At 35.0% G+C, this 20959-nt stretch carries 18 protein-coding genes and 1 tRNA gene; 7 read left to right on the plus strand and 12 right to left on the minus strand.

The features are described 5' to 3' along the window. Positions 1-68 precede the first annotated feature (68 nt). Together ACFEMA_RS09735 and rpsT are read left to right on the plus strand one after the other, a co-directional pair. A tRNA-Glu gene (locus ACFEMA_RS09735) sits at positions 69-140 on the plus strand. Between the two features lie 24 nt (positions 141-164). Next, positions 165-416 carry a 30S ribosomal protein S20 gene (gene rpsT, locus ACFEMA_RS09740; RefSeq protein ID WP_411767966.1) on the plus strand — a complete coding sequence of 84 codons (252 nt, stop codon included), beginning with the start codon at positions 165-167 and terminating at the stop codon, positions 414-416. A 120-nt stretch (positions 417-536) separates the two neighbouring features. On the opposite strand, the gene ACFEMA_RS09745 is transcribed toward rpsT, so the two are convergent. From ACFEMA_RS09745 to ACFEMA_RS09770, 6 genes are all read right to left on the minus strand, one after another. Continuing rightward, positions 537-2807 (minus strand): aconitate hydratase, encoded by a 2271-nt coding sequence (locus tag ACFEMA_RS09745; protein WP_411767968.1) that lies wholly within the window; start codon positions 2805-2807, stop codon positions 537-539. A 206-nt stretch (positions 2808-3013) separates the two neighbouring features. After that, the gene (locus ACFEMA_RS09750; protein ID WP_411767970.1) at positions 3014-4114 is read right to left on the minus strand and encodes an acyltransferase family protein; all 1101 of its coding nucleotides are present in this window, start codon (positions 4112-4114) and stop codon (positions 3014-3016) included. Positions 4115-4144: 30 nt separating this feature from the next. Next, a complete protein-coding gene (locus tag ACFEMA_RS09755; protein WP_411767972.1) occupies positions 4145-5098 on the minus strand; it encodes an AAA family ATPase in 954 nt (317 codons plus the stop codon). 6 nt (positions 5099-5104) lie between these two features. After that, positions 5105-6523 (minus strand): peptidylprolyl isomerase, encoded by a 1419-nt coding sequence (locus tag ACFEMA_RS09760; RefSeq protein ID WP_411767974.1) that lies wholly within the window; start codon positions 6521-6523, stop codon positions 5105-5107. Continuing rightward, complete coding sequence (locus ACFEMA_RS09765; RefSeq protein WP_411767976.1) at positions 6504-7358, minus strand: peptidyl-prolyl cis-trans isomerase; 855 nt, start codon at positions 7356-7358, stop codon at positions 6504-6506. The genes ACFEMA_RS09760 and ACFEMA_RS09765 overlap by 20 nt, the downstream gene beginning before the upstream one ends. Before the next feature lies 1 nt (position 7359). Continuing rightward, positions 7360-9282 (minus strand): peptidylprolyl isomerase, encoded by a 1923-nt coding sequence (locus tag ACFEMA_RS09770; protein ID WP_411767978.1) that lies wholly within the window; start codon positions 9280-9282, stop codon positions 7360-7362. A gap of 292 nt (positions 9283-9574) precedes the next feature. Here ACFEMA_RS09770 and ACFEMA_RS09775 point away from each other — a divergent pair, with 292 nt between their 5' ends. The 3 genes from ACFEMA_RS09775 (at position 9575) to ACFEMA_RS09785 (ending at position 11244) form a co-directional block, all read left to right on the plus strand. After that, on the plus strand, positions 9575-10474 hold the full coding sequence (locus tag ACFEMA_RS09775; RefSeq protein WP_411767980.1) for a T9SS type A sorting domain-containing protein: 900 nt from the start codon (positions 9575-9577) through the stop codon (positions 10472-10474). An 85-nt stretch (positions 10475-10559) separates the two neighbouring features. Next, a complete protein-coding gene (locus ACFEMA_RS09780) occupies positions 10560-11015 on the plus strand; it encodes an SRPBCC family protein (RefSeq protein ID WP_411767982.1) in 456 nt (151 codons plus the stop codon). Then, the gene (locus ACFEMA_RS09785) at positions 11008-11244 is read left to right on the plus strand and encodes a hypothetical protein (RefSeq protein ID WP_411767985.1); all 237 of its coding nucleotides are present in this window, start codon (positions 11008-11010) and stop codon (positions 11242-11244) included. Before ACFEMA_RS09780 ends, ACFEMA_RS09785 begins: the two co-directional genes overlap by 8 nt. On the opposite strand, the gene ACFEMA_RS09790 is transcribed toward ACFEMA_RS09785, so the two are convergent. Further along, complete coding sequence (locus ACFEMA_RS09790; RefSeq protein WP_411767987.1) at positions 11232-12377, minus strand: lycopene cyclase family protein; 1146 nt, start codon at positions 12375-12377, stop codon at positions 11232-11234. The genes ACFEMA_RS09785 and ACFEMA_RS09790 overlap by 13 nt on opposite strands. Before the next feature lie 62 nt (positions 12378-12439). Here ACFEMA_RS09790 and ACFEMA_RS09795 point away from each other — a divergent pair, with 62 nt between their 5' ends. Both ACFEMA_RS09795 and ACFEMA_RS09800 read left to right on the plus strand, forming a co-directional pair. Beyond that, a complete protein-coding gene (locus ACFEMA_RS09795; protein ID WP_411767989.1) occupies positions 12440-13162 on the plus strand; it encodes a DoxX family protein in 723 nt (240 codons plus the stop codon). A 124-nt stretch (positions 13163-13286) separates the two neighbouring features. Further along, positions 13287-13805: a DUF1348 family protein gene (locus tag ACFEMA_RS09800; RefSeq protein ID WP_411767991.1), complete on the plus strand. Its 519-nt coding sequence runs from the start codon at positions 13287-13289 to the stop codon at positions 13803-13805. Between the two features lie 58 nt (positions 13806-13863). On the opposite strand, the gene guaB is transcribed toward ACFEMA_RS09800, so the two are convergent. The 5 genes from guaB to ACFEMA_RS09825 all read right to left on the minus strand — a co-directional run bounded on the left by guaB (position 13864) and on the right by ACFEMA_RS09825 (position 20919). Beyond that, a complete protein-coding gene (guaB, locus tag ACFEMA_RS09805; RefSeq protein WP_411767993.1) occupies positions 13864-15336 on the minus strand; it encodes an IMP dehydrogenase in 1473 nt (490 codons plus the stop codon). Between the two features lie 210 nt (positions 15337-15546). Then, positions 15547-15795, minus strand: coding sequence for a hypothetical protein (locus tag ACFEMA_RS09810; protein WP_411767995.1), 249 nt, complete (start codon positions 15793-15795; stop codon positions 15547-15549). A 134-nt stretch (positions 15796-15929) separates the two neighbouring features. After that, positions 15930-18395 (minus strand): TonB-dependent receptor domain-containing protein, encoded by a 2466-nt coding sequence (locus ACFEMA_RS09815; protein ID WP_411767997.1) that lies wholly within the window; start codon positions 18393-18395, stop codon positions 15930-15932. Next, on the minus strand, positions 18376-19740 hold the full coding sequence (locus ACFEMA_RS09820; protein WP_411767999.1) for an HTTM domain-containing protein: 1365 nt from the start codon (positions 19738-19740) through the stop codon (positions 18376-18378). The genes ACFEMA_RS09815 and ACFEMA_RS09820 overlap by 20 nt, the downstream gene beginning before the upstream one ends. A gap of 54 nt (positions 19741-19794) precedes the next feature. Continuing rightward, the gene (locus ACFEMA_RS09825) at positions 19795-20919 is read right to left on the minus strand and encodes an imelysin family protein (RefSeq protein ID WP_411768001.1); all 1125 of its coding nucleotides are present in this window, start codon (positions 20917-20919) and stop codon (positions 19795-19797) included. Positions 20920-20959 lie beyond the last annotated feature (40 nt).

Consider the following 20959-nt stretch of genomic DNA (forward strand, 5'->3'; position numbering starts at 1 on the left):
TCTGTTCATTTAAATTAAATTACTTCCAAAATCATTCAATTTAGACTAGGAAGTTTGTGTTAATAAATGGCCCGTTCGTCTATCGGCTAGGACGCCAGGTTTTCATCCTGGTAAGAGGGGTTCGATTCCCCTACGGGCTACAATTTTTAAAAAGAAAAAATAAAATGGCAAATCATAAGTCAGCCTTAAAAAGAATTAGAAGTAACGAAAAAAGACGCGTTCTTAACAGATATCAGCATAAGACAACTCGTAGTGCTATTAAAAAGCTACGTGAGGTTACTGATGCTAAAGAAGCTCAAAAAATGTTACCTAACGTGCTTAGCATGATTGATAAATTAGCTAAGAAAAATATTATTCATGCTAATAAAGCAGGGAATCTAAAATCCCAATTAACTCTACACGTTAATGCTTTATAATTAGTATTGAAGTAAAAATTAGAGCCTTTTCGATCGAAAAGGCTTTTTTATTTTATATATGAGAATTAAAAAAGGTCTTAAAATTCAAGACCTTTTTTAAGTTTAATACATTAAGTATGTTTAGGCTGCATTCTCCTTTTTTATAAGATTCAATGCCGAACCTTCATTATACCAAGCTATTTGAGCTTTATTATATGTATGGTTCAATTTAATAGTGTCTTTAGAACCATCAGCATGAACTACTTCAACATGCAAAGGCTTATCCTCTTCAAACTGATTCAAGTCTAAAAAGTTAAAGGTATCATCTTCTTGAATAAGATCGTAATCACTTTCATTTGCAAATGTTAAACCAAGCATCCCTTGCTTCTTAAGATTGGTTTCATGGATACGGGCAAAAGATTTCACAATTACTGCCGCTACACCCAAATGTCTTGGCTGCATTGCCGCATGCTCTCTTGAAGATCCCTCTCCATAATTATGATCACCAACAACTACCGAAAGAATACCTTCCTTTTTGTAAGCACGTTGCACATCTGGTACGCCTCCGTATTCACCAGTCAACTGGTTTTTAACGAAGTTTGTTTTCATGTTAAATGCATTTTCTGCACCTATCAACGTATTATTTGCAATATTATCTAAATGACCTCTGAAACGTAACCATGGACCTGCCATTGATATATGGTCTGTTGTACATTTTCCAAAAGCCTTAATCAACAGTTTTGCACCTTTGATTGTATTTCCTAATGGTTCAAAAGGTGTTAATAATTGTAATCTTTCAGAGTCATCACTCACCTTAACTTCTACACCACTACCATCTGCTACAGGTGCCAAATATCCATTTTCTTCAACCTCAAAACCTTTAGGTGGCAATTCCCATCCTGTCGGTTCTTCAAACTTAACTTCTTGTCCTTCTTCATTGATTAAAACGTCTGTCATTGGATTGAAATCTAATCTCCCAGAGATTGCTATAGCAGCTGTTAACTCTGGAGACGCAACAAAGGCGTGCGTGTTTGGATTACCATCTGCACGCTTGGCAAAGTTTCTGTTAAAGGAATGAACTATACTATTTTTTGGTGCATTCTTTGGGTCATTATATCTTGCCCATTGTCCAATACATGGTCCACAAGCATTTGTGAATATTTTAGCATCTAATTTTTCGAAAATCTGAAGGATACCATCACGTTCTGCAGTAAATCGCACTTGCTCAGAACCTGGGTTAATTCCTAGTTCGGATTTCATTTTTAACCCTTTATCAATAGCTTGTTGCGCAATTGAAGACGCTCTAGACAAATCTTCATAAGAAGAGTTAGTACAAGATCCTATCAATCCCCATTCAACTTGCATTGGCCAGTCATTTTCTTTGGCCTTAGTTGTCATTTCTTTTCCTGCTGGAGTAGAAAGATCTGGAGTAAAGGGCCCGTTTAATAATGGCTTTAACTCATCTAGATTGATATCTATAACCTGATCGAAATATTGCTCTGGATTTGCATAAACTTCATCATCAGCTGTTAGGTAGGATTTAATTTTGTCAGCAGCATCGGCGACGTCAGCTCGTTCTGTTGCTCTAAGGTAACGAGACATAGAGTCATCGTACCCAAAAGTAGAAGTGGTAGCACCTATTTCAGCACCCATATTACAAATGGTACCTTTACCAGTACACGACATTGCTTCAGCACCTGGGCCAAAATATTCCACTATTGCTCCTGTTCCGCCTTTTACGGTAAGAATTTCAGCTACTTTAAGTATAACATCCTTTGGTGCTGTCCAACCAGAAAGTTTCCCTGTTAAACGTACACCTATTAATTTAGGGAATTTAAGCTCCCAAGCCATGCCTGCCATAACATCTACTGCATCCGCACCACCAACTCCAATAGCAACCATTCCCAAACCTCCGGCGTTAACAGTATGTGAATCTGTACCAATCATCATTCCACCAGGGAATGCATAATTCTCTAATACCACTTGATGAATAATACCTGCTCCCGGTTTCCAGAATCCAATTCCGTATTTGTTTGAAACAGATTCCAAAAAGCTAAAAACTTCACTACTAGTTTCGTTAGCATGTTTTAAATCTGCTGCCGCACCAGATTTAGCCTGGATTAAGTGATCACAATGCACTGTTGTCGGAACAGCAACTTTTGGCTTACCAGCTTGCATAAACTGTAACAATGCCATTTGAGCCGTTGCATCTTGGCACGCCACTCTATCTGGCGAAAACTCTACGTAATCCTTTCCTCTAACGTAAGCCTTGGTAGGCTCGCCATCCCAAAGGTGAGAGTATAATATTTTTTCAGAAAGGGTTAAAGGCTTACCAACAATTTCTCTGGCAGCATCTACACGAGCTTCCATGTTAGCATAAACCTCCTTTATCATATCAATATCAAATGCCATATTTTTCTATTATAAGTTGATTATTCAAGTCTTGCAAAATTACGAATTATTAGTCGTTTTTGAAAATTATGTAATGAAAAGGATTAATCTTTGAATTAAATATATCAAAACACACTTTATACTTACTCAAATTTAATTATTATCAGAAAATCAACATTTAAATTAAATATTCGATAAAATTTTAGCCTGAATTTTAACTCTAAAAGTTATAATCGGGATATATGATTTTCCCTAAATTTTAAAAAAGGTTTTTCTACCCATTGATAAAGGCACTCAGAAGCTAAAATTGTAGCCATCAAATAGAATGGAATACCTAAAAAGGATGCTTCAAAATACTCTTGGATTGTCAATAAAATCAATGAATAATTTACAAGGTAGATTGCATAAGATCTTGTACTTATATAAAATACCAACCTCTGACCGATTTTAGGTCTAGATAAGCTTGTGAAAAAAGGAAATAACAACACTAAGGAAACAGACAGCAGTAATAGGTAAATAATACTATAGAAAAACGGATAATCTTGAGGCAAAGCGTTGTTTTCAAAAATGAAACCATGCAATGCTATAAAAAGTAATAACCCTATTCCCAATAGCCAATATCTTAATTTTATAAAATAGTCCTTGTAAGCTTTAACAAAATATATCAATACAAAACCGATGTAAATGCTATCTACTCTATAAATAACAACTTTTCTGAAGCTACTACTCCACTCTTTGTAACTATTAATATCATATTTGAAATAAAATAGAATTTTTAAAACAAAGAGACCTAAAATTGTGATAAGTGTCACTTTAAGAAACAAACTCTTAGGTTTCGTTTTCTTAAAAAAAGACAATGCTATAAAAATGAGGAACGGTAAAAACAAATAGGCATATTCTTCAATAGACAGACTCCATGCCTCGGTAAAAAAGTCTGGATGAGAAGAAGAGAAATTTTGGATAAAGAGGAAAAACTCCCATACTCCTGGAATAATCTGGTCTTCTAGAATATACAACAATACACAATTTAAAATTAGAACCACCATATAATTTGGCAAGGTGCGTAACCACCGTCGTTTCCAAAAACGAAAGAGGTCTTTAAATGAGGTTTGGTTTCTTTCTAGATGCTTCAACAAGATGCCTCCTATAAGATATCCACTTAACACAAAAAATAAATCGACACCAATGGCACCAAAGGTTCTTATAGCAAGAATTAACTGGGAGTCTGACTGTGGAATTAAATATGTACAATGGGAAACAACGACCAACGTGATAGCAAGTGCACGTAGCACATCTAAACCGAATATTCTATTGGGATGGTTAAACATAGTGCTTGTAAAACTATGCTTATCTGAGGTTTAAAACAAGCTTTTAATAATCTGCTGATCTGTAATATTCTCAGCCTCTGCTTTGTAGTTTTTAATAATTCTATGCCTTAAGATAGAGGTTGCCACCGCTTGTACATTTTCTATGTCTGGTGAGAACTTCCCTTTGGACGCTGCCTGTGTTTTCGCAGCCATTATTAAATTCTGCGAGGCTCTTGGACCTGCACCCCAATCTACATACTCCTTAACTAAATCAGCTGCGGTTGATGCATTAGGTCTTGTTTTACTAACCATATTGACCGCATATTCAATAACATTGTCAGCTACAGGAATACGCCTAATTACATTCTGAAAATCGATAATTTCCTGAGCAGTAAATAAAGGGTTAATGGTCTGGGTTACATCCGTAGTGGTAGATTTCACAACCTCAACCTCTTCTTTAAATGAAGGATATTCCAAATTAATGGCAAACATAAAACGGTCTAACTGAGCTTCTGGCAAAGGATAAGTTCCTTCCTGTTCTATAGGATTCTGAGTCGCTAACACAAAATATGGTAGCGCTAACTTATAACTTTGACCTGCAACGGTTACCACACGTTCTTGCATGGCTTCCAGTAACGCTGCTTGAGTTTTTGGTGGGGTTCTATTGATTTCGTCAGCTAAAATAATATTGGCAAAAATCGGACCCTTAATAAATTTGAAGTGTCTGTTTTCATCTAAAATTTCACTCCCCAAGATATCACTTGGCATTAAATCTGGAGTAAATTGAATGCGTTTAAAGTCCAATCCCAATGCCTGGGCAATAGTATTGACCATTAAGGTTTTTGCGAGGCCAGGAACTCCAATTAACAAAGAATGACCACCAGAAAAAATAGAAATAAGAATTTGGTCAATAACCACTTCTTGGCCAACAATGACCTTAGCGATTTCTTTTTTTAAGGCAGCATATTTTGAAACGAAATTTTCGATGATAGCAACATCAGACATAGACTCTTATTTTTTTAACCAGTTACTAGTAAAATCACAATCCCTGTATTCTCCATTGATTTTAATATAAGTATCTTCAATGGTTGTTTTTTGCCACTTGGCAACCTCCTGGAATTGCTTGTCTTGAAGTGCTAAATTTTTAATTTTTAAGTAATCTCTAGAGAAGTTTGCTTCGTGCTCATCTATTCTGTCAGAAACAGTAATGATTTTAAATTTGATTCTATTAATACGGTCTTCATCCTGAAGCACTTCACTTATTTCCCCATCTTTTAAATTTTGAATTTGTGCATACACCTCTGGTTCCATTTTAGTGAGTTCAAAATTAAAGTCTTGTGTAATTGGATTGGTTAATTTACCGCCTTCAAATTTTGTCTCTTTTTCATCACTAAACTCACGCGCAGCGGCTGCAAATTCAATGTCCCCATTAACAATACTTTCTCTTACTTTATCTATCTCATCTTTTGCTGCTTGTATAGCTTCTTGAGTGATATCTGGTCGAATTAAAATATGTCGGACCTCGTATTCTTGACCCCTAATCTTTTCAAGTAAAATAATGTGATACCCAAAGTCTGTCTCAAAAGGTTCGGATATTTCACCTTCTTGGAGAGAGAAAGCCACATCACGGAATTCTTTTACCATTCTAGGTTGTTTACGATTTAAGATCATCTTACCACCGGTACGTTTTGAGCCACTGTCGTCAGAATACACTAAAACCTTGGATGTAAAGCTTGCTCCGTTATTTTCAATATCATCTTTAAAGCCTTTGAGTTGATCAATTGCTTTTTGCTTGGCCTCCTCTGTAACTTCTGGGATGATGACAATTTGAGAGACTTGTAATTCTGTACCAAAAGTTGGTAATCCGTCTTCTTTTAATTCATTATAGAATTCTCGAACTTCTTCTGGAGTAATTTCTAAATCAGCTATAATTTTCTGCTGCATTTGGCGCGCCAAAGATCCGTTTTTATTGATTTCAAACATCTCTTCCCTCAACTCCTCTTCGGATTCTTTTTTGTACAACTCTAACAGATCATTCATGCTGCCACCATTAGATTGAGCCAAAAATGCTTCAATTTGTTGCTCGATTTGGTTTCTTATCTGTAGTTCGTTGACGATAATACTATCTTGAATGGCCTGATGTGCGTATAATTTTTCCTCAAGTATACTACCAAACAATTCGCATCTAGAGACACCGTCCAAATTTCCTCCTTGTGCAGTTATTTGGTCTATTCTACGGTCTAAATCAGAATCTAATACTATAAAGTCTCCAACAACTGCAGCAACTCCATCAGCTTTTATTCTGTTACCAGTTTTTATGGTTTCATCAACCTTGGCAACCTCTTCATCTTTAATAATCTCTTGTGAAAACCCTGAAAAGCACACAAGTGCAAAGAAGATATATGTAATTTTATTTGTTGTAGATTTCAAATTGTTTGTTTTTAATAGCATCTTTAGTAATATCATTTTCCAATTGCTTAATTAGCTCTAACTTCCTTTTATTAATTACGATTGTTTTAATTGAAGGTTTTACATACTCCAAGGGAGCATAGTCGTTGCGCAGAAGCACCTCATTAATTTGCATCAAATATAGGTTTAATGAATCTTTGAGTTGTATAAAATTAGATTTTTTTAACAGTTGGTCTTTATTGTTTGCATTAATGACTGGCACCTTTTCTGCAACCTGACTTGCTTTTACCCAAACGGAGTCGTTTAATGCATAACTATTAAACTGAACTGCCAAAGAATCGAGAAACTGCTTGTCAGTATTGTTATAGCGTGTAAAGCGTTGTTTTACTTCTGCTAGGTTAATGGCGTTTTGTGGCAAACTGATATATCTTAACTTTAACAGCTCATCATTTAATTTAAAAGATTCCTTATTGATTTCATAAAACTCATTAGCCTCATTAGAAGTAACACTTGTGTCTATGTTTTTTAAAACAAGAGCTTCTAAATAAGCTTTGGTATAGAGGTCAACTTTATACTCTTTAACCAGTTGCTCAAACTCTTTTTGCTTATTCTCCGGTAAGTTTAACAATGCATTTTCTAATAGCATTTGACGTGTTGCCCACTTGTTTATGTAATTGTTTACTATGGTTAGGCTATCGGCCTCACTAGCATTTTCGGGAACTATGCTTTCTAAATCCTCTGGAAACAAATACATATTATTGACCCGAGCAATCGCATTAGTTGTGTCAATTGTATTACCAGAGTTGCAAGCAACCAGCAAAACAGTAAAACATAAAATTCCTGTAAAATATTTCATATTATTTTAAACTCTCAAACACTTTTTTATTGACATTAACTGTATAGCGATTTCTTAATGTCTCTAACCATTGCTTTTCTAAATGGTTTTGATAATCATTGATTACAGCCCCTTTAATTTCTTCAAAAGGTCTAACTTTCTGTGGAATGGTCTCATTTACTTTTATAACATGAAACGATTCATTATGATTTAAAACCTCGGACACTCCTTGTTCAAATTTAAAATCTGATGGAAATTTTTCGTCTGATTTTTCAAAAACCCCTTTGGTGAAAACAACCTCTATTTTACCGTCTTTTGAAATTATCGTTTTAATCTCTTCTTCTGTCTTACCAGATTTAAGCAATCCTCTTACGGCAGTTGCCTGAGCTTTATCTGGAGTTGAAGCCATAAAAATAGCAACACTCTCTTTTGATATATAGTTTGATTTATTCGTGTCGTAATAGTCCTTAAGACCAGTCGTATCTTTTGCTGCTTTGTTCCATATTTCTTTCTCCATTAAATCAAATAACAATAAGCCATCCCTATATTCTTTTAAAATTTCAGCGAACTCCTCATCCTCTTCCTCCAAATGCTCTTTTCTGTAGTCTAGAATTGTGTTTTCAATAAATACCTTGTATTCATTTTCGATAAGGGTATTTATACTAATGGGCTTATTATAGTAACGTCTTTGCGCACTTTTTAAATGGCTGATAAAATCTTTATAAGCAGTGGTTTCACCATTGATATTTATTAGTGACTTGTCGGCATTAAAGTTCTGAGGGAGTTCTAATTTACCCATAAAATAATCTTGAGTGATTATAGTTTTAAAGTAGGGTTTTGCGTTTTTATCTTCTTCTATACTATAGCGGCTTCTCAACTCATCCACCATAGCACTATTGATGAGTTTTGAGCGAGAATCTCTTTGCACCTGACTTACCAAATTTGATCTTACCTCTTCAAAACTAGGAATAGGCTTCTTTTCGATAAGCTTAATAATATGGTATCCGTATTGTGTCTTAATAGGTTTAGAAACATCTCCACTGTTTTCTAATGCAAAAGCGGCATCTTCAAATTCTGGCGAACTTAGTTGACCACTTTTAAAGGGGGCTAACTTTCCGCCATTACGCGCAGAACTTTTATCATCAGAAAATTGCTTTGCCAGAGCGTCAAAAGATTCCCCAGATGTATATTTATTGTAAATGAGTTCTGCTCGTTCTTTAGGGATAATGGTACTATCAGTTTGTTTATTAGATATCATGATATGCCCTACGGTTACCGTACCACGAGAAGGTCTTTTATCTAAAACTTTGACTACATGATAACCAAACTGAGTGGTAAATGGTTGAGACACCTCACCGACTTTAGTATTGTAGGCAGCTGTTTCAAAATCATAAACCATTTTAAAGGTTGAAAAATACCCCAAGTCCTCAACAAAAACGCTCGCTCCATCATGAAGTGCTTTTTTGGTAGCATCAAAACCCTCAGTAATTAATTGATCTCTATATTTTAAAATTTGATTGTAGGCCTTAAGTGTATCTTGAGCGTCTGGATTATCCTTAATTAAAACATGTACAGCTTTAACATCGTATTTCATACGGTCATAAGCTTCTTCTACTAAAGCGTCGGTCACTTTGTTTTCAGAAATATAATTTTTTACCAGTTGGTTTTTATAGTTGCCAAATTCTCTTTGATATTTGGGCACGGTATCTAACCTCAACCGTTTAGCTTCTGCTAATTTTAATTTATAATTGATAAATAAATCGAGATAATTCTCAAGGTCTTTTTGGTTTTCGTCCTTTACCAAATCAAGGTTTTTATTATACACCCTTAAAAATTCGGACACCTTAATGAATTCATCACCAACAGTAAGCAAAACTTTGTCTTCCTTTTGCGCATAAGACAGCTGTAAAACTGATAGAAATAAGAGAGCGTATTTTAATTTCATGGTTATATTAATATTCTTATAAGAACGGTTAAAATAAGTAATAATTACATGGTAGTAATGCTTATAAATCCTATTATTCTGAATGCATCAAAAATAATACAAATAGACTATTTTACAAGGTGAGGTTAAACTATTCACTTTGATAAATTAGTCTACCATAGAAATCCTAAATAAAAATACGCCTTATTTGATATTCAACATTTTATTAACACGAAAACGTTGTAGTTGAATATTATTTAACTAGATAAAGCAATAATTCTTAATTTTAGGAAAACACTAAACTAAAATTATTATGGTTAAAAACTACTTTTTTTTATTTACACTATTATTAGGTCTATCCTGTTTAGGTCAGGTTAACTATTCTGGTAATGGCAATACTGGCTTTGGTGGGGTTATAGGACCAAGTACACTCTCAGTCAATGACGATGGAACCACAATTACCTTTACCCTTACAAAAGGCGGTGGAGATTTTAATGATGCTTTGGTTTTATATATAAGTACTGGTGCATCAGGACGAACAGTAATTGACGGGGATGTCAGTGATGCTCAAGACGACTTGAGACGAGCCATCTCAAACACAGACCCATCTAACTCTACAACAATTAATTTCCCTGCTGGGTTTGAAGCAACTCATGCAATTGCAGTAAATACATCTTTCGCTGGTATTTGGGAAATACCTGACACAGGTGTAATTGGAGATAATGGCTTACCATATGTTGCTTCTGCAAACTCGACACTAGTTAATACAACAGATGCTGTCTTTACTTTTGAGGTGACTTGGGCGCAATTAGGGTTAACCTCTAGCGACGCTTTTGATTTTGTTGGTGTTTACCTAAATGCAGGAAATGCATTTACATCTGACGAAGGCTATGGTACTGGCTTTCCAAATACTGGAAATCTAGGTGGCGGTACGTTGACATTTACAGGGTCAGAAACGTATTCTCAGACTCTATCAAGTCCAGAATTGAATACCAATACAATTAGCCTATTTACCACTAACAAGCAATTGAAGATTGAAGGCGTAGATTCTCAAACTAATGTTGGAATTTATAATATTATTGGACAAAACGTTTTGAGAACAACAATATCAGGTTCAAAAATTATTGATTTAAGTAATCAGTCAAAGGGCGTTTACCTAGTTAGACTAGAAATGAATGGTAGAAGCAGCACAAAGAAAATTGTTCTTAATTAAATAGCACCTACAACTAAAATCTAAAAAAAGCATCTGTATATACAGGTGCTTTTTTTATCTTTAGCTTACGAGAAAATACCAACCTATGCAATACACAACCGAAATACTCATTGACAAGCCCCGTAAAGAGGTTATTGAAAAAATGGACTCCGTTGAAAACATGAAACATTGGCAAGCAGGACTTGTTTCAACTGAACATCTATCTGGAACACCAGGTGAATTTGGAGCTAAAATGAAATTGACTTATGATTTTGGCAAACGAAAAATGGAACTTGTAGAAACCATTACAAAACGCAACTTCCCTGAGGAGTTCCACGCTACTTACAATGCCAAGGGCATGCACAATATTCAACAAAATTATTTTGAAGAAGTCTCTGATCAGCAAACCAAATGGGTCTCAAAAAGTGAGTTTTTGCCTACCAACTTTTTTATGAGGATAATGCTAATGGTAATGCCAAGTGCTTTTAAAAAACAATCGTTAAAATACATGACTGATTTTAAGAATTTTGTAGAAAATGGCACCTCTGTAGCTAATGCGTAAACTCAAACTTATTTGGGATTTTAGAGGGCCTGTTGCCGAACAAACGGCAAAGCACCATGTCATCCATTTAAAAGATTACATTAAACACCATCAATTAGATATTGAAATAACAGGAATTGAAACAATTTCAGACATGCACAGTTATGCATTTATGGTAGTGGATGAACCACAAATGCCAAAAATCAGGGATGACCTTAAACCTCATCGTGGGCAACTTTACCAACCTTGAAATAACCGCCTAAAAAAAGCATGAACAAAGCGTTTTGGAGGTACAGAAGAAATAACCTTTATATCTTGTTTAAAGCTAGATGTTTCATCTAAAAATCTAAAAACCGTATGTATCGAGCATTTTTTAAATAAGCTTGAAAATAGCTTAGCTCCAAAACTGTTATCACTAGCAAGAACATCCAGAAAAATCAGATCATAAAACCAATATTTTGAAGACCTGTGGAACTTTCTTAAATCAGATTGGTCTTTTAAAAATGAAATAAGGCTTTGAGTTTTTTTACTTGTATTCATAAATGTGAAGCCTGTACTGGCTTTTGTCCAACCACCAGCAGTCCCAATATTTAAAATGTTTTTAGTGTTGTGCTTGTGGAATTTATAGCTTGTCATTGGGATAACACCATATTCTTTTTCGGTAATGGTATAGTTATCAATACTCTTGCTTTTTAAATACGCTTGAATTTCTTTTTCATATTCTGATTTCTTCAAAAGATCTTTTGAAAATAACGTGTATTCAAACAAGGCTTCTTTTTTACTAAATGGCAAGACATACATAAATCGGGTATTTCCGTTTTGGGGAATGTTGAAATCCATAAAAGTCGCAACGGTATCATCAAAACAATCTGTTTCCGTTTTTATAAACCAACCCAAAAAATGCTGATTGAGAACAGGATACTTTTTTTGCTGAAGGTATTCCGAATCAACAATACTATTAAAGAGTTTTTTTCCTTTGTACTCTTTATGTTTCGTTTTTATAACTACCGAATCAGCATTGTCATAAAAACTTAGTACATCATCTTCAATAAATTCAATATTAGGCTTGCTTTTTAATACAGTCCAAATTTTATTATAAAAATCCTGAGAGCGAATCGTTTTGTATAGGTATGGCGTTGCGTGGATTGTATCCGAAAACCATTCACTACCAAAATAAATGTAAGACCAAGATTTGTAAACCACATCATCCCACTCACCAGAACCTTCTTCCCAAAAAGACCATGTGCGGTCATTGCCTTTATCCTTAGATCTGTCTATCAGCAAAATAGATGTACCATCAAAGTAAGAATCATTAGCCATACGGTAGGCTGTCATTAAACCTGAGGCACCAGCACCCAAAATAATAAAATCGTAATGTTTCATTAGGTTTGTAAAGATAAGCTCAAAACTCTTAAATTTGACTAATTTCTAATTCGTAATTTTAGTTGAGTCTTCTTTCCAAATTTGAACAGCATTATATCAAGATTAAAGGCAACCGCTGGTATTGGCTATTCTCTATTTTTTGTAGGGTTTCCTTAGCCTATGCGTTTATCGTTGCTGGCTTGGTGAAAATTGTTGGCGAAAGATTTGCCAGTGGCTTATCAGTCATACACCCCATGGGTTCTTATCTCGAAGCTCTTCACCACACAGGGTATTATTACACTTTTATCGGTATCGCTCAGGTGGTTGCTGCTATCTTACTTTTAATTCCAAGGACCGTCACTTTAGGAGCGCTTCTGTACTTTCCAATAATCGTAAACATTTGGATACTTTCGTATGCACTGCGTTTTGATGGTTCATTTATGACTGCCCCCCTAATGGTACTGGCAAACCTATTTTTACTGGTGTGGAATTATGATCGACTCAGATATATATTACCTTTTAAGTCCTTTTCTAATCTTGGCATATATATAAAGCCGAAAAAATACAGCAATAAATTTCCGTTTCTTTTCTTCACAGGGGTTTTAACTACCACTGTATTGGTTGTTGTCTTCTTCGTTTTTGCTCATCCCATAATGCCAAGAAACTCATTGAAGGATTGTAACATGCAATTCGAAAATACTGCAAATAATAAGGAGACGGGATTAACATTTTGCGAATGTATTCATATTGAAGGTAAGCCCTTAGATGCCTGTCTTGAGGAATTTAAAAATTCGTCAAGTAATTAATTCTTATATACCATTATTGCAAGTACGGTTAAATACTTACCAATAAGAAGAACATTGTACCCATCATAAATTTAAGTAACTTACGGTCACCATCTTATGATAAAATCCGAAAAAACACGAACTCATGAAAACTAAATATGTTTTAGTTATTTGTTTCTTTTTATGTCTTATAAACTGTAAGAACAACCCTAAAAGTTCTAGTGAAAGATCTATAGAAAGTGATAATACTATATCCGAAGTAGAAAAAACGTATTATGATTTTGGCATGGCCTACACTGATGCATGGAATAGTAAAAAACCGAATTTGGTGGCCTACTTTTTTAGTGAAACTGGGACATTAACTGTTAATAACAACAATCCTTTAATTGGCAGAGCGCAAATAGCTGAATTTGCAAATGGATTTATGACTGCTTTTCCTGATATGAAATTAACAATGGATAGTCTTGTTGTAAAGTCAAATGCTACAGAATACCATTGGAGGTTTAAAGGCACAAATACAGGTCCTGGAGGCACAGGAAACACAGTTGATTTTAGTGGTTTTGAACGTTGGATTTTTGATGAAAATGGTAAAATTCAGCAATCCATGGGTAGTTTTGACGAAGAAGAATATGAACGTCAAGTTATTGGTGACACCCTTAATTAATCTCTAAACTATTTTATTTGATTTTAACAGATAAGATGACCGATAGATCTATACAGTTTTATCGCGAATAATTCGGAGATTCCTTAGTAATAGTCACATCATGTGGGTGGCTTTCATTAATACCAGAACTGGTAATTTTTACAAATCGTCCAGATTCTTTTAAAGTATCGATATCCTTTGCTCCGCAATACCCCATACCAGCTCTAAGACCACCGATAAATTGATGAATACTTTCGTATAACTCTCCTTTATAAGGAACACGTCCAACAATCCCTTCTGGCACCAGTTTTTTAATATCGTCCTCAACATCTTGAAAGTAACGATCCTTACTTCCTTGTTTCATGGCTTCAACTGACCCCATACCACGATAAGACTTAAATTTACGCCCCTCATAAATAATAGTTTCTCCAGGGCTTTCTTTTGTCCCTGCTAAGAGTGAGCCTAACATTACGGTATCAGCACCTGCAGCAATTGCCTTCGGGATGTCACCAGTATAGCGAATGCCGCCATCAGCAATAACCGGAACGCCTGTTCCTTTTATAGCAGCTGCTACTTCCAAAACTGCAGAAAACTGTGGAAAGCCAACACCTGCAACAACACGCGTTGTACAAATTGAGCCTGGACCAATGCCGACTTTTACAGCATCTGCTCCAGCTTCTACTAAATATTTTGCAGCTTCACCTGTAGCGATATTCCCTACTACAACTTCTAACTTTGGGAATTTTTTCTTAATGTCTTTTAAGACCATAACCACACCTTTAGTATGACCATGAGCAGTATCGATAACAACAGCATCAACACCAGCATTTACCAAAGCTTCTGCCCTATCTACAGCATCACCAGTAACACCAATAGCAGCAGCAACACGTAATCGACCATAAGTATCCTTATTTGCAATAGGCTTTTGGGTTACCTTGGTAATATCCCTAAATGTAATGAGTCCAACTAATTTATAGTTGTCATCAACTATCAATAATTTTTCAATCTTATTTTCTTGGAGAATGGTCTCTGCATCCTTTAGAGACGTACCAACAGCGGCAGTTACCAGATTTTCACTGGTCATCACTTCAACTATTGGGCGGTCATTGTTGTGTTCAAATCTTAAATCGCGATTGGTAACTATACCCTTAAGACTTCCTTGATCATCAACAATCGGAATACCCCCAATCTTATATTCTGCCATACTATTTTTGGCATCCCTAACGGTTGCATCAAGACTTAAAGTTACGGGATCGAGAATCATACCACTCTCGGCACGTTTTACACGACGAACTTTTGCAGCTTGTTGCTCAATGGTCATGTTTTTGTGCAAAACACCAATGCCGCCTTCGCGTGCCATGGCAATTGCCATTTTGCTCTCAGTCACCGTATCCATAGCAGCTGAAACCACAGGGATATTTATGGTGATGTTTCTCGTAAATTTTGTTTGAATATTAACTTCCCTAGGAAGAATTTCAGAAAAGGCCGGTACTAAAAGTACGTCATCGTATGTAAGACCTTCTCCTAGTATTTTATTTTCGTGTGCAGTCATGGCAATTAAAATATAATTGCATGCAAAGATACGACTAATAATTGATTTATTCTGTTGAATTTAAAAAGCAAAAAAGACAACTAATTATCATAATTACTAAGACAAATATCCATTCATCTCTAAAGTCAGTAGATTAATTTCTACGTAGGGTTCCACAAAATAAAAAGACCAACATTTCTGTTGGTCTTTAAAGTTTTATATACTTTCTATTTACGCTTGTGCATTCTGTGGTGCCCAATGTGAGCACAACATACCTGGTGTTGCTTTTTGTGGGTTGGCACAAGTGGTCGTTTCATAACGTGCACAGTTACCACAGTTTGGATCATTCTTTAAAGCAGCTTTCATATTAAAACTATCACATGTGTAATTTGTTGCCACTTTGACCCCATGTACTTTACATAGCTTATTTGTGCTTAAATTTTCACAGTTTATACAACTATTTCCTATCCTAATCGACATAACAATTCATTTTGGTTACTCATAAAGATAAGAAATATTCATGTTAAATAAATTATAAATATCTGAAAAACAGATATTTATATTTAGACTGCTTTAAAACAAGATATGTATATCACTGTATGTCAATACCTTAATTAAAACTTGATTTGTAAGGTTGTATAGAAATTACGAGGTGCAGATGGAATAATCCCAGGACCTGGATAACCTGTTGCTCTCCTTGTAAAGTACGCATTATCTAAGACATTATTTACACCAGCTTCAAGCTTAAACATTTTGTAATTATAGGATAATGAAAAATCAAGAACATCATATTCTGGTATTTCACCAATGACACCACTGATGTTTGATTCCTTCGAATTTGTAGCATCAGTAAATTGGCGACCCAAATACGTGTATTGCACATTAGCCATAATATTTTTAAAACCAAATCTTAAACCTGTTTTTAGATTAAGGTCTGGCACAAATTCCACCTCATTACCTTCGACATTATTTTGCTGGGAATTTGTGTACTCGGATTGAATGAATGATGTGTTTATAAAATAATTAAAACTGAAATCATTATTCATTTTAAAAATCTTCTTCAAATTGAAATCAAACAGCGATTCCACTCCGTACATTACGGCATCACCAACGTTCCCTCGTTCGCTTATCACACGACCGTCATCCAAGCCCTTTTGAATAAAACCGATACGATTGTTATAAAATAAGGCGAACGCTCCAACATCATAAGACAGAACTCTTTTGTAATTACCCCGCAAACCCAAATCCAATGTATAACCATCCTCATCTGTTATATTGGGATTTATGGCAAAAGCTGGATTAGATATATTGATATCCGTAAAAGTTACAGACCTATAGTTTTGAGAGGCGTTAGCATACATCTCTAAGGCAGTTGAAGGTTTATAACTTAGACCTAAACCTAATAACACAAAATTACGATCAAACGTACGGTTGTCCTCTACGGTTTCTTCAAAAATAACATTACCAGCTGCATCAGTATTTATACGCTTGTAAAACCCATCACTTTCGGTTTTAATATATTCGAACCTAAAGCCTGGTGTAATAGAAAACTTCTCATTGACATAAAAGATGTTTTCGCCAAAAACAGCTACATTTAAATTTGGGAAATCAAATTCTGATTGGTCAGGGTAATTAGGATATTCGTCAGTCCTGATTTTAAAATCCGGTCCAATACCATCGGATCCTGGCCCCTGTTGTTGACTATTATCTGCATCGTAAAATTTAGTTCCAATTAAAAATGTCGTTTCTTTATCAAAGAGTTTATAGTCACTTAATAATCGAGCTTCAAAACCATAATTATTAAAGTCTCCTTTTATTAAATCACGCTCATTACCAGGGTCAACTTGGTCTACACGGTTAGTTCTAAAACCAAGAGCATTCCGTGTGGCATTTAAACCAAAAAAATTAAATGTAAAGGTCGTTTTGTTTGAAAACTGATGTGCCAACTTAAAGTTGTATAGCAACCAATCGACTTCAAACCAATTACGTGCTCTGTTACTTTGATATGGGTTTTGGTTAAACTGATTATCGGTTAAACCACCCGCTTGTTGCGCTAAATAATCAAGATATGTCAACTCACCTGAAAGCTTTGTTTTTTCTGAAAGTTGATACCCAATATGCGCAAAGATATTTTTAGATTCGAACTCAGAGTTTGGTCTAAACCCATCCCCTTTTTTATAGTTGAAAAACGTATAGTAGCTCCACTTATTTTTAGTGCCGCTCACGCTCGTAAAGTTGGTGTATAAACCAAAACTGCCTAAGGTATTCCTTGTAATCAACTCAAACGGTTTATTTGGATTGGGTTCTTTCATTACAAAATTAACGAGCCCTCCAAACTGTGTACCATATTGTAATGACGCTGCACCTCGCACTACTTCAATTTGCCTTAAACCTTCTGATGCTGGCGAATAATAACTCTCAGGATAACCAAGAACATCAGCACTAATATCGTAACCATTTTGTCTGGTATTGAAATTTGCCGTTCGGTTTGGATCCAATCCACGGCCGCCAATATTGAGTTGTAATCCGGCATCATCATTCTGATAAATATTTAGACCTGCAACTTGGCTGTAAATTTGTCGTGCATTATTGGTCGCTAGATTTGCCATGGACTGCTCTACCAATACCACTTCCGTTTTTTTACCTGCATAGATAGCAGTTTCTTCAACATCCCTAAGTCGGCTTAACTCAAAGACTTTACTTTTTCTTGCTGTGATTTCCACAGCTGTTAATTCTTCACCTAATAATTGGAGCTGCTGATTTAAGACAACATCGTCATTAATTGTAATTTCAGTTTCAGCAATTTGAAAATCATAAGCAAAAAACACCAAATTTAGTGTTGTTGCCTTTGTTGAAAATTCATAATAGCCATCACTATTGGTTTTTGTCAATAAGCCAGAGGCCTTATCATAAACCTCAACACTGTTTAAAAGTTGCTGTGTAGCTTTACTCGTAACAATACCTGATACTTTGTTTTGTGCTGATCCCATAAAAATAAACAGAAACAACAGAAGACACGTTAATCTAAATCTAAGCGTCAGTTTTTTAATCAATGATAATTTATAGTCCTTTAATCTCATCCTTAAATGGTAAAATCCAGTTTTTGGGTTTAAATGATTCCGTTTGTTTGGTTAAGTCTGTTTTTGGATCAATGTAGCGTTGACTTCGTCTGCCATTTAATGCGACAAAACTATCTACATAAATTTGGATATTTTGATGGCCCTGCGACCTAAAATGCTCTTCTAAATAATGGGCAAATTGTAAAATAAAATCGGGTTGTGTGCTCATTTCCTTTTCTTGCAAAGGGGTGAGAAAATCTGAATTGTCCACCAAAAAAGAATGACCCGTTTTACCATCCACAACTTTAAATTCGGCATACCCAGTTTTTTCTATCAGCATAACTCTCCACGAAAAACGATAGCCTTCTTCAGTCCAAAATAATTCCCCCGGATACAATGTATAACGCCATGGCAAAAGTAACTGAATGCCAAAAAATACCATCAAAATTGAGAGTATGATCTTTTGGTTTGAAACGTTTAATGTTTTAACCTTTAAAATTTTTGATTTTGGTTTCAAAGGTTTGAAAAGTTTTCGGAACAGGTTTAAAATACCCTCGTGAATATTGGCATCAAAAAATATTAAGGCCGACACAATCATTATATACGGGAACATACCGATTGGAAACAGTACTCTTGTAAACACATGAAAAAACACGACCAATGCAAAGGCAAACCACCTAGTTTTACGATATAAGAGTAAAAATGGAATACTCAAATCATATAACATACCAGACCAGCTCATTGCTACATGAAACCAATGCTGTTGCATAAAACTTTCGCCTATAAATGGTAGATCATATTTTGAAGGCAACCATATTTTTAGTGGCATAGCATTGAACAACCAGTCACTATTAATTTTTGCCAAACCTGCATAAACGTAAACCACAGCAATTAGTGATTTTATACTGTCAATTGTCCATTTTGGTATCTGCGAATACTGCTTTTTATTAATTAAATTATCAATGGAATAATAAGCATTGGCAGGCAGAAAACACATTAAAAAACTTAGGACACTTATAAAATAATAGTGGTTGAGATACGTGGTTTTATCCATCAACTCAATGTAAGTGAAACTTAAAAAGAAGGTGATAATAGCTATTCGGTATTTTAACCCTAAAGCCACAAAAAATGCTGCTACGCCACAGATGACAAATAAAAGGTAAGTATAGTTACCAAAAGGGTTTATCCATTCAAATCCATAATAGTTGAAATGAAATTTAGGAAGACTATAAAACCGTTCAATCCAACCATAAGACCAAAATCTTATAATGCTTATCAGCATCATAATACCAAAACCAATCCTAAACACAGCTAATGGTGCTGCAGATGTTTTTGTGTTTATGTATGATGATATGCTACTTTTCATTGGACAAAAAAAGGATTCCCAATACAGGAATCCTTTAATTACTATTCTTTAAAATTAATCTCCGTCGCTATCTTCAAAGTCAACTTGCACATTAAACAAAGAGACCATATCTACTTTTAACAACACAACAGCTTGCTGCAACAAATCATAAGCCTGTGTCATTTGTGTGTTATCTTCATTAACTTGTTGGCTAAAACTGGTATTTAGTGTTGTTATTTTTTCTCTTGCGGCTTGAAACTGTGCATTGATATCATTTTTCAATGGTGTATTCTCTAAATAATCCAAATAGGATGCAAAACTTTCGCCCGAAGTGGATGTTCCTGTCAAAGACTGGCCATTAAAAACTTTTTGAATAGCTTCTAATCCTAGAAGAGCCAATTCTCTCGAGACGTCATTTTTGTAAAACCCTTCTACTTTATCAGGAAATGTTTGACCCGCAGAAAAGTTACCTGCAGGTGTGCCTATTTTATTGGCTCTTAGTCCCTTTTCATAATAGTACACATAATCATTGACTAATTTACTGAAAGAGCCCGTCGCACTTGAGGATGTATTGTTAATATATTCATCTCTATATGCACCCTGCCAATCATTAACTATAGTATTTATAGTCGCATTCATTTTAGAAACCACATTAGACATATAATCAACATAACCATTAGCATTGGTGTTAGTGGTAAACTTATCTAAAGGTGTTGAGTCAGAATCCGCTATACCGTGAATTAAAAAATCTAACGCTGGAAACCCTTGTGCATCATAATACTCAGTAGCGTTTAAATCGTAACTACCAGTTGCAGCACCTGACTGAATGTCTGAAACAGTAACAGGGTACCTATTATATACAACTACAAAACCACTTGTATCAATAGACTGTGTCTCCGCTATACCAATATTAAACATCTCGATATACTGCCAAGCTTTATAACCCTCTAACCAGGCGACACTCAATGCATCCAGATTGGCTTGATTAGTATCATTAATAAAATTATCAAGCGCAACATCTAAATTTGATTGTTTGGATTGAAAATTCTCTAAAGCAGGAATGATAATATTGTCCGCGTAATTGGTCAATAATGCTGTTCTGTCAAAATTATCAGTATTGCCAGTATCACTATCATCCGAAGAAGTACAAGCGATTGCGACAGCTACAATAATTATTAAAAAAAATACTTTTTTAAACATAAAATTAAATTTTTTCTTTTTCGGCTGCAAAGATAAATAA

The organism is Winogradskyella sp. A3E31 (assembly GCF_046720935.1).
Lineage (GTDB): Bacteria > Bacteroidota > Bacteroidia > Flavobacteriales > Flavobacteriaceae > Winogradskyella.

Coding starts and splice junctions, on each gene's coding strand:
- rpsT (WP_411767966.1), top strand. CDS start 165: ATGGCAAATCATAAGTCAGCCTTAAAAAGAATTAGAAGTAACGAAAAA.
- ACFEMA_RS09745 (WP_411767968.1), bottom strand. CDS start 2,807: ATGGCATTTGATATTGATATGATAAAGGAGGTTTATGCTAACATGGAA.
- ACFEMA_RS09750 (WP_411767970.1), bottom strand. CDS start 4,114: ATGTTTAACCATCCCAATAGAATATTCGGTTTAGATGTGCTACGTGCA.
- ACFEMA_RS09755 (WP_411767972.1), bottom strand. CDS start 5,098: ATGTCTGATGTTGCTATCATCGAAAATTTCGTTTCAAAATATGCTGCC.
- ACFEMA_RS09765 (WP_411767976.1), bottom strand. CDS start 7,358: ATGAAATATTTTACAGGAATTTTATGTTTTACTGTTTTGCTGGTTGCT.
- ACFEMA_RS09770 (WP_411767978.1), bottom strand. CDS start 9,282: ATGAAATTAAAATACGCTCTCTTATTTCTATCAGTTTTACAGCTGTCT.
- ACFEMA_RS09775 (WP_411767980.1), top strand. CDS start 9,575: ATGGTTAAAAACTACTTTTTTTTATTTACACTATTATTAGGTCTATCC.
- ACFEMA_RS09780 (WP_411767982.1), top strand. CDS start 10,560: ATGCAATACACAACCGAAATACTCATTGACAAGCCCCGTAAAGAGGTT.
- ACFEMA_RS09785 (WP_411767985.1), top strand. CDS start 11,008: ATGCGTAAACTCAAACTTATTTGGGATTTTAGAGGGCCTGTTGCCGAA.
- ACFEMA_RS09790 (WP_411767987.1), bottom strand. CDS start 12,377: ATGAAACATTACGATTTTATTATTTTGGGTGCTGGTGCCTCAGGTTTA.
- ACFEMA_RS09800 (WP_411767991.1), top strand. CDS start 13,287: ATGAAAACTAAATATGTTTTAGTTATTTGTTTCTTTTTATGTCTTATA.
- guaB (WP_411767993.1), bottom strand. CDS start 15,336: ATGACTGCACACGAAAATAAAATACTAGGAGAAGGTCTTACATACGAT.
- ACFEMA_RS09810 (WP_411767995.1), bottom strand. CDS start 15,795: ATGTCGATTAGGATAGGAAATAGTTGTATAAACTGTGAAAATTTAAGC.
- ACFEMA_RS09815 (WP_411767997.1), bottom strand. CDS start 18,395: ATGAGATTAAAGGACTATAAATTATCATTGATTAAAAAACTGACGCTT.
- ACFEMA_RS09820 (WP_411767999.1), bottom strand. CDS start 19,740: ATGAAAAGTAGCATATCATCATACATAAACACAAAAACATCTGCAGCA.
- ACFEMA_RS09825 (WP_411768001.1), bottom strand. CDS start 20,919: ATGTTTAAAAAAGTATTTTTTTTAATAATTATTGTAGCTGTCGCAATC.